Consider the following 14,839-nt stretch of genomic DNA (forward strand, 5'->3'; position numbering starts at 1 on the left):
TATATATGAGCGAACAATTCGAGATGATAGCCAAGACCTTCCAAGGACTGGAAGAGATACTTGCTGAAGAACTTACAACACTAGGAGCCAACGATATCCAGATAGGACGTCGCATGGTTTCATTTACAGGAGACAAGCGTATGATGTACAAGGCAAATTTCTGCCTCCGTACTGCTATCCGCATTCTGAAGCCGATCAAGAATTTTACGGCAAAGGATGCTGATGAAGTTTACAACCAGATACAGGCCATTCCATGGGAAGAGTATCTTGATGTGAACAAGACGTTTGCGATAGACGCGGTTGTTTTCAGCGAAGAATTTCGCCATTCAAAGTTCGTTTCGTACAAAGTGAAGGACGCCATCGTGGACTATTTCCGTGAAAAGACAGGCAAACGCCCGTCGGTACGCATCAATAATCCGGATGTACTACTCAATATCCATATTGCACATACCACTTGTACGTTGTCTCTGGACTCTTCCGGAGAGTCGCTTCATCGTCGCGGATACCGCCAGGAACAGGTAGATGCTCCGTTGAACGAAGTATTGACTGCCGGTATGCTTCTGATGACAGGATGGCGCGGTGAATGTGACCTGATTGACCCGATGTGCGGTTCGGGCACGATTCCTATAGAAGCTGCACTGATCGCAAGAAACATCGCTCCGGGAGTATTCCGCAAAGGATTCGCATTCGAGAAATGGGTGGATTTCGATTCGGAGATGTTCGATGAGATTTACAATGATGATAGTCAGGAGCGCGAATTCACCCATAAGATTTACGGATATGATAACAGTCCGAAAGCGAATGAAATAGCGACGCATAATATAAAAGCGGCGGGTGTATCCAAAGATGTGACGCTGAAACTGCAACCGTTCCAGCAATTCGAACAGCCGCAGGAGAAGTCCATCATCGTGATGAATCCTCCTTATGGCGAACGTATCTCTACCAATGACCTGCTCGGACTGTACCAGATGATTGGCGAACGTCTGAAGCATGCATTTGTAGGAAACGAGGCTTGGGTACTCTCTTATAGAGAAGAATGCTTCGATCAGATCGGGCTGAAACCAAGCAAGAAAGTGCCGTTGTTCAATGGCGCATTGGAATGCGAGTTCCGCAAATACGAGATTTTCGACGGGAAATATAAGGAGTTCAAGAGTCAGGAGGGAGAAGGAGAAGAGAAGAAAGAGACTGAAGGAGGCTATGATACTCCCAGACCCAGAGAAAGAAAGGAATTCAAACCACGCAGAGAAGGCGAGTACAAGCCACGTCGAGAAGGGGAGTTCAAACCTCGTAAAGAAGGAGACTTCAAGCCGAGACGGGAAGAAGGAAGCTTTACCCGGGATGACAGGGACAGAAAGCCTAGAGGCGAGTTCCGTGGGGAAAGAGATTCAAGAGCTCCAAGAGAATTCAGAGGAAATCGGGAGCCTAGGATACCGAAGAAGGAAGAAGAGTAATTTCATAGATAGTTAACGGCATCTCACTAAAAAAATGCCATTAACTTATTGATAGACAATATAAGGTCGCATTTTGCGATCTTATCATTTGATGAGTAAGAAAGCGAATTGAATATCTCGAAAAAAACGTATCATCCGACAGAGAAAGACAACTCTCCTGAACAGGGTAAAATAGAAGGATTTAAAACCAATAAAGATAAATAAAAGCAATGAGTAAAATTGGAAAAAGAGCCATTCTGATATTGCTGGCGCTACCAATCGGATTCAATGTTATGGCACAGGAAATCAAAAAGCTGACACTGGAAGAGTTGATTCCGGGCGGCGAGACCTACCGTTATGCAGAAAACCTCTACGGTCTGCAATGGTGGGGAGACGTGTGTATCAAACCAAGTACCGACACCATCTACACTGTTCAACCCAGAACAGGGAAAGAGACAGTGCTGACTACCCTCGGACAAATCAACAAAGTACTGGCAGACAATAAAGCAGGGAAACTGCCGACCCCGTACTCAATCCGCTACCCGTGGGCGGACAAACCGCAAATGTTACTGAAAGTATCCGGTAAGTACATCGTATACGATTTCGAGAACAACCGGATTGTCAGCACACTGAAGTTGAAAGATAAAGCAGCCAACGAAGATTATTGCGTCGCCAACGGAAACGTAGCCTACACAGTCAACAACAACCTGTATGTGAACGAACAGGCAATCACCGACGAACCCGAAGGCATCGTCTGCGGGCAATCCGTCCACCGCAATGAGTTCGGCATCAACAAAGGCACCTTCTGGAGCCCGAAAGGCAACCTGCTCGCTTTCTACCGCATGGACGAAAGCATGGTTACGCAATACCCGCTTGTAGACATCACGGCACGTGTAGGAGAAGTGAATAACGTCCGTTACCCGATGGCAGGAATGACCAGCCACCAAGTAAAAGTAGGCGTCTACAACCCCTCCACCGGCAAGACCATCTATCTGAATGCAGGTGATCCGACCGACCGTTACTTCACCAATATCAGCTGGTCACCGGACGAAAAGAGCATCTATCTTATCGAACTGAACCGCGACCAGAACCACGCCGTACTCTGCCAATACGATGCAACGACAGGCAAGTTACTGGGCAAGCTGCTGGAAGAAACGCACCCCAAGTATGTAGAGCCTCAGCACCCCATCGTATTCTTACCGTGGGACAGCAGCAAATTCATCTATCAGAGCCAGCGTGACGGATATAACCATCTATATTTATGCGACCTCACCTCCAGCCTCAAAGGCGAATGGAAAAGCGATGCCGCAGGCGGCAAGCACATCGAATACATCCCGACGAAGCAACTGACCGAGGGCAAGTGGCTGGTAGGCGACATTCTGGGCTTCAACGCCAAGAGGAAAGAAGTCATCTTCCAAGGAGTAGATGGCACAGGCTCCAATAACTTTGCAGTAAATGTCAACACAGGAAAGCGCAGCCTCCCGTTCAGCTTCCGTTCTATCACAGAAGGAGAACATAACGGAATGCTCAGCGCATCGGGAAGCTACCTCATCGACCGTTATTCGACTCCCACCCTTCCGCGCCGCATTGACATCGTGGACACCAAAAGCCTGAAAACAGTCAACCTGCTGACAGCCAAAGACCCATACGAAGGCTATGAGATGCCGACCATCGAAACCGGTACTATTAAAGCCGACGACGGAACGACCGACCTATACTACCGCCTCACCAAACCCGCAGATTTCGACCCGAACAAAAAGTATCCGGTCATCGTCTACGTATACGGCGGTCCGCACGCACAACTCGTCACCGGTGGCTGGCTGAACGGCTCCCGCGGATGGGATATCTATATGGCTAACAAAGGCTATATCATGTTCACCCTCGACAACCGCGGCAGTGCCAACCGTGGACTGGAGTTCGAAAACGCCACCTTCCGCCGCCTCGGCATCGAAGAAGGCAAAGACCAGGTGAAAGGCATTGAATTTCTGAAATCCCTCCCCTACATAGACGGAAACCGCATCGGTGTACACGGATGGAGCTTCGGAGGCCACATGACCACTGCCCTGCTGCTCCGCTACCCCGAAATATTCAAGGTAGGCGTAGCCGGCGGACCTGTCATCGACTGGGGATATTACGAAGTGATGTACGGCGAACGTTATATGGACACCCCGGAAAGCAATCCGGAAGGCTACAAAGAATGTAATCTGAAGAACCTTGCCGGACAGCTGAAAGGTCATCTACTCATTATCCATGACGACCACGATGACACTTGTGTACCGCAGCACACGCTGTCGTTCATGAAAGCCTGTGTAGATGCCCGCACCTATCCCGACCTGTTTATCTATCCGTGCCACAAGCACAACGTATCAGGCCGCGACCGTGTACATCTGCACGAGAAAATCACCCGATACTTTGAGCAGAACCTATAGCAACCTATAATTGACAGCTCACAGCATCACACCGAAAAACTCATAACTGAAAACTCATAACTTAATACTCATTATGAAGATATTATTACTAGGCTCGGGCGGCCGCGAACATGCACTGGCATGGAAAATTGCCCAAAGTCCGAAAGTTGAAAAGCTGTACATCGCTCCGGGAAACGCCGGAACAAACGCCGTAGGCGAGAATGTCAACATCAAAGCTACCGACTTTGAAGCGATCAGCGCTTTCGCTCTGAAAGAAAACATCGGAATGGTGGTAGTAGGTCCCGAAGGCCCGTTGGTAGAAGGCATCTACGATTACTTCCAGAATCGTCCCGAACTGAAACATATCGCCGTTATCGGTCCGTCCGCCAACGGAGCACAGCTGGAGGGCAGCAAGGAGTTTGCCAAAGGCTTCATGATGCGTCATCAAATCCCGACAGCCCGGTATAAAAGTATCACAGCCGAAAACCTCGAAGAAGGTCTGGCTTTCCTCGAAACGCTGGAAGCTCCATACGTGCTGAAAGCCGACGGACTCTGTGCCGGAAAAGGCGTTCTGATCCTCCCCACACTGGACGAGGCAAAGAAAGAACTCAAGGAAATGCTTGGCGGTATGTTCGGCTCCGCATCGGCAACAGTCGTAATTGAAGAGTTCCTGAGCGGTATCGAATGTTCCGTATTCGTGCTTACCGACGGCGAACACTACAAAGTCCTCCCCGTAGCGAAAGACTACAAGCGTATCGGTGAAGGCGACAAAGGACTCAACACAGGCGGTATGGGCAGCGTGACTCCGGTTCCTTTTGCCGACGAAGAATACATGGAAAAAGTACGTACCCGCATCATCGAACCTACCATCAACGGACTGAAAGAAGAAAACATCGTCTACAAAGGCTTCATCTTCCTCGGACTGATTCGGGTGAAAGGCGAACCGATGGTGATTGAATATAACGTCCGCATGGGCGACCCGGAAACGGAAAGCGTGATGCTCCGCATTCAGAGCGACCTCGTGGAGTTGCTGGAAGGTACAGCCGCAGGCAACCTCCACGAAAAGACACTGGTCATGGACCCGCGCTCGGCAGGTTGTGTGATCCTTGTCAGCGGCGGTTATCCCGAAGCATACGAAAAAGGCTTCCCTATCAGCGGTCTGGAACAGGCTGCCGCTACCGAAAGCATCATTTTCCATGCCGGAACAGCCATGAAGGACGGACAAATCGTAACGAACGGAGGACGTGTGATCGCTGTCTGCTCTTATGGCGCAACGAAGGAAGAAGCGCTGGCACAGAGCTATAAAGTGGCAGATATGATCGACTTCGACAAGAAGTATTTCCGTCGCGATATCGGATTCGACTTATAATGAAAAGCAAGAGACTACAAGGTCTGGTCACAGCAGGGCGGTGGACACTCCCTGCTGCGATTTTCATCTGCACCCTTTGTTGGGTGCTGACCTCTGCCCTATTGCCCGAACTCACCATGACAGCGGGCGAAGAAGGCGGTTCCGTGCTTTGGCAGTCTGCCCGCACGTTGCTGCTCCCCGCATGGGCGGAGCATCTTGTCAGTTTCTTGATTTACGCGGCTATCGGCTATTTCCTGATCGAGCTGAACAACCGGTTCAGTATCATCCGTATGCGGGCTTCCGTGCAGACAGCCATCTATTTTCTGCTGGTCACCGTCTGTCCGGAGATGCACCTTCTATATGCCGGAAACGTTGCCGCCATAGCCTTTTTATTCTCCATCTATTTCCTGTTCAAAAGTTACCAGCAGTCGCAGGCGTCAGGATATCTGTTCTACTCGTTCCTGTTTATCGGTGCAGGGAGCATTCTCTTTCCCCAGCTCACCTTCTTCTCGGTGCTCTGGTTGTTTGAGGCGCATCGCTTTCAGTCACTTACGTTCCGTAGTTTCTGTGGCGCGCTGGTAGGATGGACAATGCCCTACTGGATGCTGTTCGGACACGCTTTCTTCTATGATCAGATGGAGCTGTTCTATCATCCTTTCAAAGAGCTGGCCACTTTTGGAGACATATTCAACCTACAGATACTCCAGCCGTGGGAACTGGCGACTCTCGGTTATCTGCTTGTATTGTTCATCGTCAGCGCCGCTCATTGCGTCGTTGCCGGATTCGAAGATAAGATACGCACGCGCGCCTATTTACAGTTTCTCATAGACGTGACACTCTTTCTCTTCGTACTGATTGTGCTACAGCCATCACAATGCAGCAATCTCTTGCCGTTGCTCATGATAAGCAACAGCATACTGATCGGACACCTTTTTGTGCTGACCAACAACAAAACATCGAATATATTCTTCATTGTTGCCACGGTCTGCCTCATCCTTTTATTTGGTTTTAACGTATGGACGCTTTTATAGATTCAACGATACAACTCCTCATCGAATGGGGACTTCCGGGATTGTTTATCTCGGCCTTACTCGCAGGGAGTATTGTACCATTCAGTTCCGAACTGGTGTTGGTAGCACTGGTAAAACTCGGACTGCCACCCACTGCCTGTATATTGGCTGCCACCCTTGGCAATACGGCAGGCGGAATGACCTGCTACTATATGGGGCGTCTGGGCAAAATAAGCTGGATTGAGAAATACTTCAAAGTAAAGAAGGAGAAAGTAGACAAGATGGTGAAATTCCTGCAAGGGAAAGGAGCATTGATGGCATTCTTCGCTTTCCTGCCGGCCATCGGAGAGGTGATCTCCATCGCACTGGGATTTATGCGAAGTAATATATGGCTCACCACCGCCTCCATGTTTGTCGGCAAACTGATACGTTACATTCTGCTTCTGTACGTACTGGAAAGCGCATGGAACGTCGTTGCGGGATGAAATAATAGGTAATAAGTAACAGGTAATAGGTAATAAGTTTTTTGAGATGAAAAGAGTGATTGAAAAGACTGATGACGGGAGCGCCACCCTATTTGTTCCGGAATTGAATGAACATTATCATTCGACCAAAGGAGCACGTACGGAGTCCCAGCATATTTTCATCAACATGGGACTGAAAGCCTCCGCTGCCCCCTCCCCGCATATTCTGGAGATCGGTTTCGGAACGGGGCTGAATGCTTGGCTTACACTTGAAGAAGCAGAAAGAAGCGGACGTAACGTATATTATACAGGACTTGAACTCTATCCGTTGGAATGGCAGATGGTGGAGCAACTGGGATATATAGAACAACCAGCAGCCACCGACCTGTTCAGAGCGATTCATACATCACCGTGGGAAGAAGAAATATCCTTTACCCCCAACTTCACTCTTTGCAAAGTACAAGCCGACGTCAATAAATGGGTTAATGAACGAGTAGAAAATGGACAACAGACAATAAACCGCACCATTACACAGCGTAGCCATTCTCCATTATCATTCGACGTTATCTATTTCGACGCCTTCGCTCCGGAAAAGCAGCCGGAAATGTGGTCGCAGGAACTATTTAACCGTTTATATGTTTTATTAAATGAAGGAGGCATCCTCACCACTTATTGTGCCAAAGGAGTCATCCGACGTATGCTGCAGGCCGCAGGCTTTATCGTAGAGCGCCTTCCCGGTCCTCCGGGAGGAAAGCGGGAAATACTACGTGCCCGAAAACTGGAACAGAATCAACCCCCGATATTAATACAATAGTCATGAAACAACAACTAAAAGATTTGAAAACACTCCTTCTTCTCGGCTCCTGCCTCCTGTTGGCAGCCTGCACGGGTCGCACGTCCAAAGCAAGCGGCAGCGAAGAAGCGAAACCGGTCATTACCGTCACTATCGAACCGCAGCGCTACTTCACGGAAGCGATTGCCGGTGATAAATTCACGGTAGTCAGCATGGTCCCGAAAGGTTCCAGTCCGGAGACATACGACCCTATTCCTCAGCAACTTGTCTCTCTGGGAGACAGCAAAGCCTATCTCCGCATCGGCTACATCGGCTTTGAGCAGACCTGGATGGACCGACTGATGAATAACACCCCTCATATCCAAGTATTCGACACCTCGAAAGGTATAGACCTGATTCTGAACAACGGTGAGCACAACCACGCAGCAGGACATCATGACCACGACGGGCACAACCACGCCGTAGAACCGCATATCTGGAACTCTACCACCAACGCCCTCATCCTTGCCGGAAACACCTTCAAGGCACTTTGTATGCTCGACAAGCCCAACGAAGCATATTATCTGGCACGTTACGACTCCCTCTGCCAACGTATCCAGCACACCGACAGCCTTATCCGCCGGCAACTTTCCGCTCCGGAATCGGCCAAAGCCTTTATGATTTACCATCCGGCTCTCTCTTACTTTGCCCGTGACTACGGCCTGCATCAGATTTCAATCGAAGAAGGGGGCAAGGAACCTTCGCCCGCCCATCTGAAAGAACTGATAGACCTGTGCAAATCGGAGAAAGTAAACGTCATCTTCGTCCAACCGGAGTTCGACAAGCGCAACGCGGAAACCATCGCACAGCAAACCGGCACAAAGGTAGTCCCCATCAACCCGTTAAGCTACGACTGGGAAACGGAAATGCTGAACGTAGCCAAAGCTCTCACCCCTATGGACCCCGAATAACAACGGGCCTCCATAGCGTTAATGACCGAATGATACATAAACGAAGTAATTCTCCAAATATGAAACCGATTATCGAAATAAAGAACCTTGCTGCCGGATACGACGGCCGTACCGTACTCCACGACGTCAACCTGAACGTTTACGAACGGGACTTTCTGGGCATCATCGGTCCGAACGGAGGCGGTAAGACAACACTCATCAAGTGCATCCTCGGTCTGCTGAAACCGACAGCCGGAGAAATCAACTTCCATGCCCCTACAGAAGTATCCTCCCACTCTCAACTTTCCACTTCCAATTCTTCACTTTCCCTCGGCTATCTGCCGCAATATAGCACCATCGACCGGAAATTCCCGATTTCGGTAGAGGAAGTGATACTCTCCGGACTAAGTATCCAGAAATCCCTTACCTCCCGCTTCACTCCCGAGCAAAGAGAAAAAGGCAAGCATATCATCGCCCGTATGGGACTCGAAGGACTCGAACACCGTTCCATCGGGCAGCTTAGCGGCGGGCAACTACAACGTGCACTGCTGGGACGCGCCATCATCTCCGACCCTTCGGTACTGATTCTTGACGAACCCAGCACGTATATCGACAAACGCTTCGAAGCCCGGCTCTACGAACTGCTGTCGGAGATTAACAAAGAATGCGCCATCATCCTTGTCAGTCACGACATCGGCACTGTACTGCAACAAGTGAAATCCATTGCCTGCGTCAACGAGACACTGGATTACCACCCTGACACGGGCGTCTCCACAGAATGGCTGGAAAGAAACTTCAACTGCCCTATCGAACTGCTGGGACACGGCACGTTGCCACACCGCGTTCTCGGTGAACATCATCATCATCACTAAACATTCATTTGCCGGTGCTACATCAAAGAACGGCCGCACTGCATATCAGCCATTTACAACGGTCACATCAAGCAGCAACAACTGACTTCTCAACTGTTAATGATTGAGATGTCAGATGTTAATAGTTGACATGTCAGGTATTAACAGTTGAAAAGTCAGCTATTAATGTCTGACAACGCAAGTATTATTGACCAACAAATGATTCATTGCTTGGTATAAAAGACACAAAATTGGTATCTTCATACCTACCGTTGTTTATACTGTTTAGTGATTCCACTGTTTCCCTAAAAGGACATAAGATAAAGTAAATCACCTTTCCGTTACTTAATATTTCTTACTTTCTGCCTCATTATCCTTACAAATCACTATCTTTGCGCCCACGTAATCTGTTTTTTAACGAAAAATCTAGATAGTGCTAATGAAACAGTACAGAACTATAAACAACCTCGTGGGTTGGCTTACATTCATCATTGCGGCAACGGTCTACTGCCTGACAATAGAACCGACCGCAAGTTTTTGGGACTGTCCCGAGTTTATAACTACCGGTTATAAACTGGAAGTAGGACACCCGCCCGGCGCACCTTTCTTCATGCTGGTAGCGAACCTGTTCTCTCAATTTGCCTCCGATGTAACCACCGTAGCGAAGATGGTAAACTACATGAGCGCACTGATGAGCGGTGCCTGTATCCTGTTCCTTTTCTGGAGCATCACCCATCTGGTACGCAAACTGGTAATCACCGACGAGAGCAACATCACGAAAGGACAACTTATCACTGTCATGGGTAGCGGACTGGTCGGCGCACTGGTCTACACCTTCAGCGACACCTTCTGGTTCTCTGCCGTAGAAGGCGAAGTATATGCTTTCTCCTCCCTCTTTACAGCCATTGTATTCTGGCTGATTCTGAAATGGGAAGATGTAGCCAACCAGCCCCACAGCGACCGCTGGCTGATCCTGATCGCTTATCTGACCGGACTGAGTATCGGTGTTCACTTGCTGAACCTCCTCTGTCTGCCGGCAATCGTATTGGTGTACTACTACAAGAAAACTCCGAACGCCACTGCCAAAGGCTCATTGCTCGCCCTGCTCGGATCGGGCGTACTCGTAGCAGCCGTGCTTTATGGCATCGTGCCCGGTATCGTTAAAGTTGGCGGCTGGTTCGAACTGCTGTTTGTCAATGGACTCGGCATGTCGTTCAACTCCGGCGTCGTAGTCTATATCATTCTGCTTGCTGCTGCCCTTATCTGGGGTGTGTACGAAAGCTACACCGAAAAGAGCAGACTCCGCATGGCCATCTCATTCATTCTGACCATCGCCCTGCTGGGTATTCCATTCTATGGACACGGCGTAAGCAGCATCCTCATCGGTGTCGTAGTGATCGCAATTCTTGGCATCTACCTTGCTCCGCAAGTACAGGAAAAGATCAAAGAGAAATGGCGCATCTCCGCCCGTACCATGAATACGACATTGCTGTGCACCATGATGATCGTGATCGGTTATTCCTCTTATGCACTGATCGTAATCCGTTCTACCGCCAACACACCGATGGACCAGAACTCTCCGGAAGATATCTTCACGCTGGGCGAATACCTCGGCCGTGAACAATACGGAACCCGTCCTCTCTTCTACGGTCCTGCTTTCTCCTCGAAAGTGGCACTCGACGTGAAAGACGGATACTGCGTTCCCCGCCAGTCACAGACGGGAAGTAAATACGTCCGCAAAGAAAAAACCTCACCGGACGAAAAGGACTCATACATCGAACTGCCGGGACGTATCGAATACGAATACGCGCAAAATATGCTTTTCCCCCGTATGTACAGCTCCGCGCACTCCTCACTCTACAAGCAGTGGGTAGACATCAAGGGGCATGACGTCCCATACGACCAATGCGGCGAAATGGTGATGGTGAACGTACCGAACCAATGGGAAAACATCAAGTTCTTCTTCTCCTACCAGCTCAACTTCATGTACTGGCGCTACTTTATGTGGAACTTTGCCGGACGGCAGAACGACATTCAGAGCAGCGGAGAAATAGAACACGGTAACTGGATCACCGGAATCCCATTTATCGACAATCTGCTGGTGGGCAACCAGGAATTGCTTCCGCAGGACCTCAAAAACAACAAAGGACACAACGTATTCTACTGCCTGCCGCTGCTGCTCGGCCTGATCGGACTCTTCTGGCAAGCATACCACAGCCAGCGGGGTATCCAGCAATTCTGGGTGGTGTTCTTCCTGTTCTTTATGACAGGTATCGCCATTGTGCTCTACCTTAACCAGACACCTGCGCAGCCGCGTGAACGTGACTATGCGTATGCCGGTTCGTTCTACGCCTTCGCCATCTGGGTAGGTATGGGAGTCGCAGGTATCATCCGTATGTTACGCGATTACTGCAAGATGAAAGAAGTTCCGGCTGCCGCTCTCGCATCAGTACTCTGTCTGCTTGTCCCCATCCAAATGGCCGGACAGACATGGGACGACCACGACCGTAGCGGACGCTTTGTTGCCCGTGACTTCGGTCAGAACTATCTGATGACCTTGCAGGAAGAAGGAAATCCGATCATCTTCACCAATGGTGACAACGATACTTTCCCGTTGTGGTACAATCAGGAGACAGAAGGTTTCCGTACCGATGCACGTACCTGTAACCTCAGTTACCTGCAAACCGACTGGTACATCGACCAGATGAAACGTCCCGCCTACGACTCTCCGTCACTCCCGATCACTTGGGACCGTGTGGAATACGTCGAAGGCCAGAACGAATACATCCCCATCCGTCCGGAAGTAAAGAAGAATATCGACCAGATGTATGCACAGGCAGACAGCGCGCTCGAAAACGGAAATCCGGAAGCGATGAACGAACTGAAAGAACAGTTCGGAGAAAACCCGTATGAACTGAAGAACATCCTCAAATACTGGGTTCGTTCGGATAAGGAAGGGCTGCGCGTCATCCCTACCGACAGCATCGTAATGAAGATCGACAAGGAAGCTGTCCGCCGTTCCGGCATGAAAATACCGGAAGCGCTGGGCGACTCCATCCCCGAATACATGACCATCTTGCTGAGAGACGCCAACGGCAACCCGAAACGCGCCCTCTACAAGAGCGAACTGATGATGCTCGAAATGCTTGCCAACGCCAACTGGGAACGTCCCATCTACATGGCTATCACCGTAGGCAGTGAAAACCACCTCGGCATGGACAACCACTTCACGCAGGAAGGTCTGGCATACCGCTTCACTCCGTTCGATACGGACAAGCTGAACAGCAAGATCGACAGCGAAAAGATGTACGACAACCTGATGAACAAGTTCAAGTTCGGCGGCATCGAGAAACCGGGCATCTATATCGACGAAAACGTAATGCGTATGTGCTACACACACCGGCGCATCTTCACACAGCTCGTAGGACAGCTCATCAAAGAAGGCAAAAAAGACAAGGCACTCGCCGCACTCGACTACGCCGAGAAGATGATCCCGTCATACAACGTACCGTATGACTGGGCAAACGGCGCCTTCCAAATGGCGGAAGCCTACTACCAGCTGGGACAAAACGAAAAAGCGAACAAGATCATCGACGAACTTGCCAACAAGTCTCTCGAATACATGATCTGGTATCTCAGCCTGACTGATTACCAACTTTCCATCGCCAGCGAAAACTTCATGTACAACGCAGGACTGCTTGACGCAGAAGTACGCCTAATGGAGAAATACAAATCAGAAGAATTGGCTAAACATTACTCGGAACAACTCGACCAGCTATACAATGAGTACGTTGCGAGAATGAAAGGGAAATAAAAACTAAGTAATAAGTATTAAGTAATAAGTAATAAGCTGCGCCATAAGCCGCACGGTTATTACTTATTACTTATTACCTGTTACTTAATAATAAAGACTCTTATGTTTATAGAACAACCACCTTGGTTCTTCCGAGCGCTGTATCCACAAGCCATCTTCCGGATGGACCCAAACGAACGGGCTGTCTACCTGACTTTTGACGACGGCCCTATCCCGGAAGTAACCCCTTGGGTACTGGAGCTACTGAAGAAACACGATATTAAAGCTACCTTCTTCATGGTAGGCGACAATATCCGCAAACACCCGGACGAATACCGGATGGTGGTAGAACACGGACACCGCATCGGCAACCATACTTTCAACCACATCCGCGGCTTTGAATATTCCAATCCGGATTATCTGGCCAACACCAGACGGGTAGACGAAATTATCCACTCGGACTTGTTCCGCCCGCCACATGGGCACATGGGATTCCGGCAATATTACACTCTTCGCCACCATTACCGTATCATTATGTGGGACCTCGTAACCCGTGACTACAGTAAGCGAATGCGCCCGGAACAGGTACTGAATAACGTAAAACGCTACGTACGCAACGGTTCCATCATCACCTTCCACGACTCTCTGAAATCGTGGAACAACGGGAATCTGCAATATGCCCTCCCCCGTGCCATCGAATTTCTGAAAGCGGAGGGCTATGAATTCAAGGTATTTTAATGGAAAAGCTCCTCTCCTCAGACCGAATTAAAGCCGAAGCACTACGCCTCGGCTTTTCCGCCTGCGGACTGGCGCCTGCCGAAGCTGTGGATGAAACTGTGGCTACCGCCTTCCGTCAATGGCTGGCGGACGGTTGCCAGGCAGAGATGGCGTATATGCAGAATTATGAGGATAAACGGCTCGATCCGCGCTTGTTGGTGGAAGGGGCACGTACGGTGATCAGCGTTGCGCTAAACTATTATCCGGCAAAAAAACTTCCCGAAGGTGAGTATCAGATTGCATGGTATGCCTACGGGAAAGATTATCACGATGTGATGAAGGGGAAATTGAAGGAACTTTTTGAGTTTATAGAAAAAGAAGTTTCATTCTCCGAAGAAACAGACAGTACTATCGCCTCGACAAACAATATCGGCACATATACTGAAAACTACGCCTCAGCACCCCAAGCCCCAGTATCCCAAACCTCCGCTTCTCCGCTTCAAGGCCGCATATTCTGTGATACCGCTCCCATACTCGAACGTTATTGGGCATGGCGTACCGGCTTGGGATGGATAGGAAAGAATACACATCTCATCATTCCTCACGCCGGCTCCTGCTTCTTCTTAGGGGAAATTATTCTTGATAGGGAAGCTGACAATTATGACTCTCCACAACGAAATCAATGCGGTTCGTGTACACGTTGCCTGGATGCCTGCCCGACAAAAGCGCTGGAAGCCCCTTTCAGGCTCAATTCCGAGAGATGTCTTTCTTATCTTACCATTGAGTATCGTGGGGAACTTTCGCTCAATGTAGGCAAAAAAATGGGTAATAAAATATATGGCTGTGACGAATGCCTGAAAGCTTGCCCTTGGAATCGCTTTGCCACTCCTTGCCGGACAGCCGAATTTCAACCGTCTCCTTCTTTGTTAAGTATGAGGAAGGATGATTGGCATTCGCTGAGTGAGGAGCAATATAAAACCATTTTCAAAGGTAGTGCAGTGAAAAGGGCTAAGTATGGTGGATTGATGCGTAATATAAAGATTATTAAATAAATATTTAAATATTAAGAGCTACTACCTTACGATAATAGCTCTTA

Annotated in this window: 11 protein-coding genes; all 11 read left to right on the forward strand. The window is 49.3% G+C overall.

The genetic code is table 11. The features are described from left to right. Window positions 1-5 precede the first annotated feature (5 nt). The 11 genes from DW640_RS04995 (at window position 6) to queG (ending at window position 14,795) form a co-directional block, all read left to right on the forward strand. Complete coding sequence (locus DW640_RS04995) at window positions 6-1,451, forward strand: class I SAM-dependent RNA methyltransferase (protein ID WP_008762863.1); 1,446 nt, start codon at window positions 6-8, stop codon at window positions 1,449-1,451. A 209-nt stretch (window positions 1,452-1,660) separates the two neighbouring features. Next, entirely contained in the window at window positions 1,661-3,859 is a 2,199-nt protein-coding gene (locus tag DW640_RS05000; protein WP_048698156.1) for a S9 family peptidase, read from the forward strand. Between the two features lie 73 nt (window positions 3,860-3,932). After that, the gene (purD, locus tag DW640_RS05005; RefSeq protein ID WP_117577493.1) at window positions 3,933-5,207 is read left to right on the forward strand and encodes a phosphoribosylamine--glycine ligase; all 1,275 of its coding nucleotides are present in this window, start codon (window positions 3,933-3,935) and stop codon (window positions 5,205-5,207) included. Continuing rightward, complete coding sequence (locus DW640_RS05010) at window positions 5,207-6,217, forward strand: membrane protein (RefSeq protein WP_048698152.1); 1,011 nt, start codon at window positions 5,207-5,209, stop codon at window positions 6,215-6,217. Before purD ends, DW640_RS05010 begins: the two co-directional genes overlap by 1 nt. After that, window positions 6,202-6,681 carry a YqaA family protein gene (locus DW640_RS05015; RefSeq protein ID WP_008767474.1) on the forward strand — a complete coding sequence of 160 codons (480 nt, stop codon included), beginning with the start codon at window positions 6,202-6,204 and terminating at the stop codon, window positions 6,679-6,681. Before DW640_RS05010 ends, DW640_RS05015 begins: the two co-directional genes overlap by 16 nt. Window positions 6,682-6,727: 46 nt before the next feature. Further along, window positions 6,728-7,474: a tRNA (5-methylaminomethyl-2-thiouridine)(34)-methyltransferase MnmD gene (gene mnmD / locus DW640_RS05020; RefSeq protein WP_048698149.1), complete on the forward strand. Its 747-nt coding sequence runs from the start codon at window positions 6,728-6,730 to the stop codon at window positions 7,472-7,474. A 2-nt stretch (window positions 7,475-7,476) separates the two neighbouring features. Next, window positions 7,477-8,403, forward strand: a complete 927-nt coding sequence (locus DW640_RS05025; protein ID WP_048698147.1) for a metal ABC transporter solute-binding protein, Zn/Mn family — start codon at window positions 7,477-7,479, stop codon at window positions 8,401-8,403. Window positions 8,404-8,462: 59 nt separating this feature from the next. Next, complete coding sequence (locus DW640_RS05030) at window positions 8,463-9,254, forward strand: metal ABC transporter ATP-binding protein (RefSeq protein WP_048698145.1); 792 nt, start codon at window positions 8,463-8,465, stop codon at window positions 9,252-9,254. A gap of 418 nt (window positions 9,255-9,672) precedes the next feature. Beyond that, window positions 9,673-13,047: a protein O-mannosyl-transferase family gene (locus DW640_RS05035; protein WP_117577495.1), complete on the forward strand. Its 3,375-nt coding sequence runs from the start codon at window positions 9,673-9,675 to the stop codon at window positions 13,045-13,047. Window positions 13,048-13,149: 102 nt separating this feature from the next. Then, window positions 13,150-13,764, forward strand: coding sequence for a polysaccharide deacetylase family protein (locus DW640_RS05040; protein ID WP_016269215.1), 615 nt, complete (start codon window positions 13,150-13,152; stop codon window positions 13,762-13,764). Continuing rightward, a complete protein-coding gene (queG, locus tag DW640_RS05045) occupies window positions 13,764-14,795 on the forward strand; it encodes a tRNA epoxyqueuosine(34) reductase QueG (protein ID WP_048698141.1) in 1,032 nt (343 codons plus the stop codon). Before DW640_RS05040 ends, queG begins: the two co-directional genes overlap by 1 nt. The last annotated feature ends 44 nt before the right edge of the window (window positions 14,796-14,839 follow it).

The sequence above is a fragment of the Bacteroides sp. AM23-12 genome (assembly GCF_003434395.1).
GTDB classification, from domain to species: domain Bacteria; phylum Bacteroidota; class Bacteroidia; order Bacteroidales; family Bacteroidaceae; genus Bacteroides; species Bacteroides thetaiotaomicron.

Bases quoted from the DNA above. Each gene is read 5' to 3' on its own strand.
- DW640_RS05010 (WP_048698152.1), top strand. From the start codon at position 5,207: ATGAAAAGCAAGAGACTACAAGGTCTGGTCACAGCAGGGCGGTGGACA.
- DW640_RS05015 (WP_008767474.1), top strand. From the start codon at position 6,202: ATGGACGCTTTTATAGATTCAACGATACAACTCCTCATCGAATGGGGA.
- DW640_RS05035 (WP_117577495.1), top strand. From the start codon at position 9,673: ATGAAACAGTACAGAACTATAAACAACCTCGTGGGTTGGCTTACATTC.
- DW640_RS05000 (WP_048698156.1), top strand. From the start codon at position 1,661: ATGAGTAAAATTGGAAAAAGAGCCATTCTGATATTGCTGGCGCTACCA.
- DW640_RS05040 (WP_016269215.1), top strand. From the start codon at position 13,150: ATGTTTATAGAACAACCACCTTGGTTCTTCCGAGCGCTGTATCCACAA.
- DW640_RS05030 (WP_048698145.1), top strand. From the start codon at position 8,463: ATGAAACCGATTATCGAAATAAAGAACCTTGCTGCCGGATACGACGGC.
- DW640_RS04995 (WP_008762863.1), top strand. From the start codon at position 6: ATGAGCGAACAATTCGAGATGATAGCCAAGACCTTCCAAGGACTGGAA.
- queG (WP_048698141.1), top strand. From the start codon at position 13,764: ATGGAAAAGCTCCTCTCCTCAGACCGAATTAAAGCCGAAGCACTACGC.
- DW640_RS05025 (WP_048698147.1), top strand. From the start codon at position 7,477: ATGAAACAACAACTAAAAGATTTGAAAACACTCCTTCTTCTCGGCTCC.
- purD (WP_117577493.1), top strand. From the start codon at position 3,933: ATGAAGATATTATTACTAGGCTCGGGCGGCCGCGAACATGCACTGGCA.
- mnmD (WP_048698149.1), top strand. From the start codon at position 6,728: ATGAAAAGAGTGATTGAAAAGACTGATGACGGGAGCGCCACCCTATTT.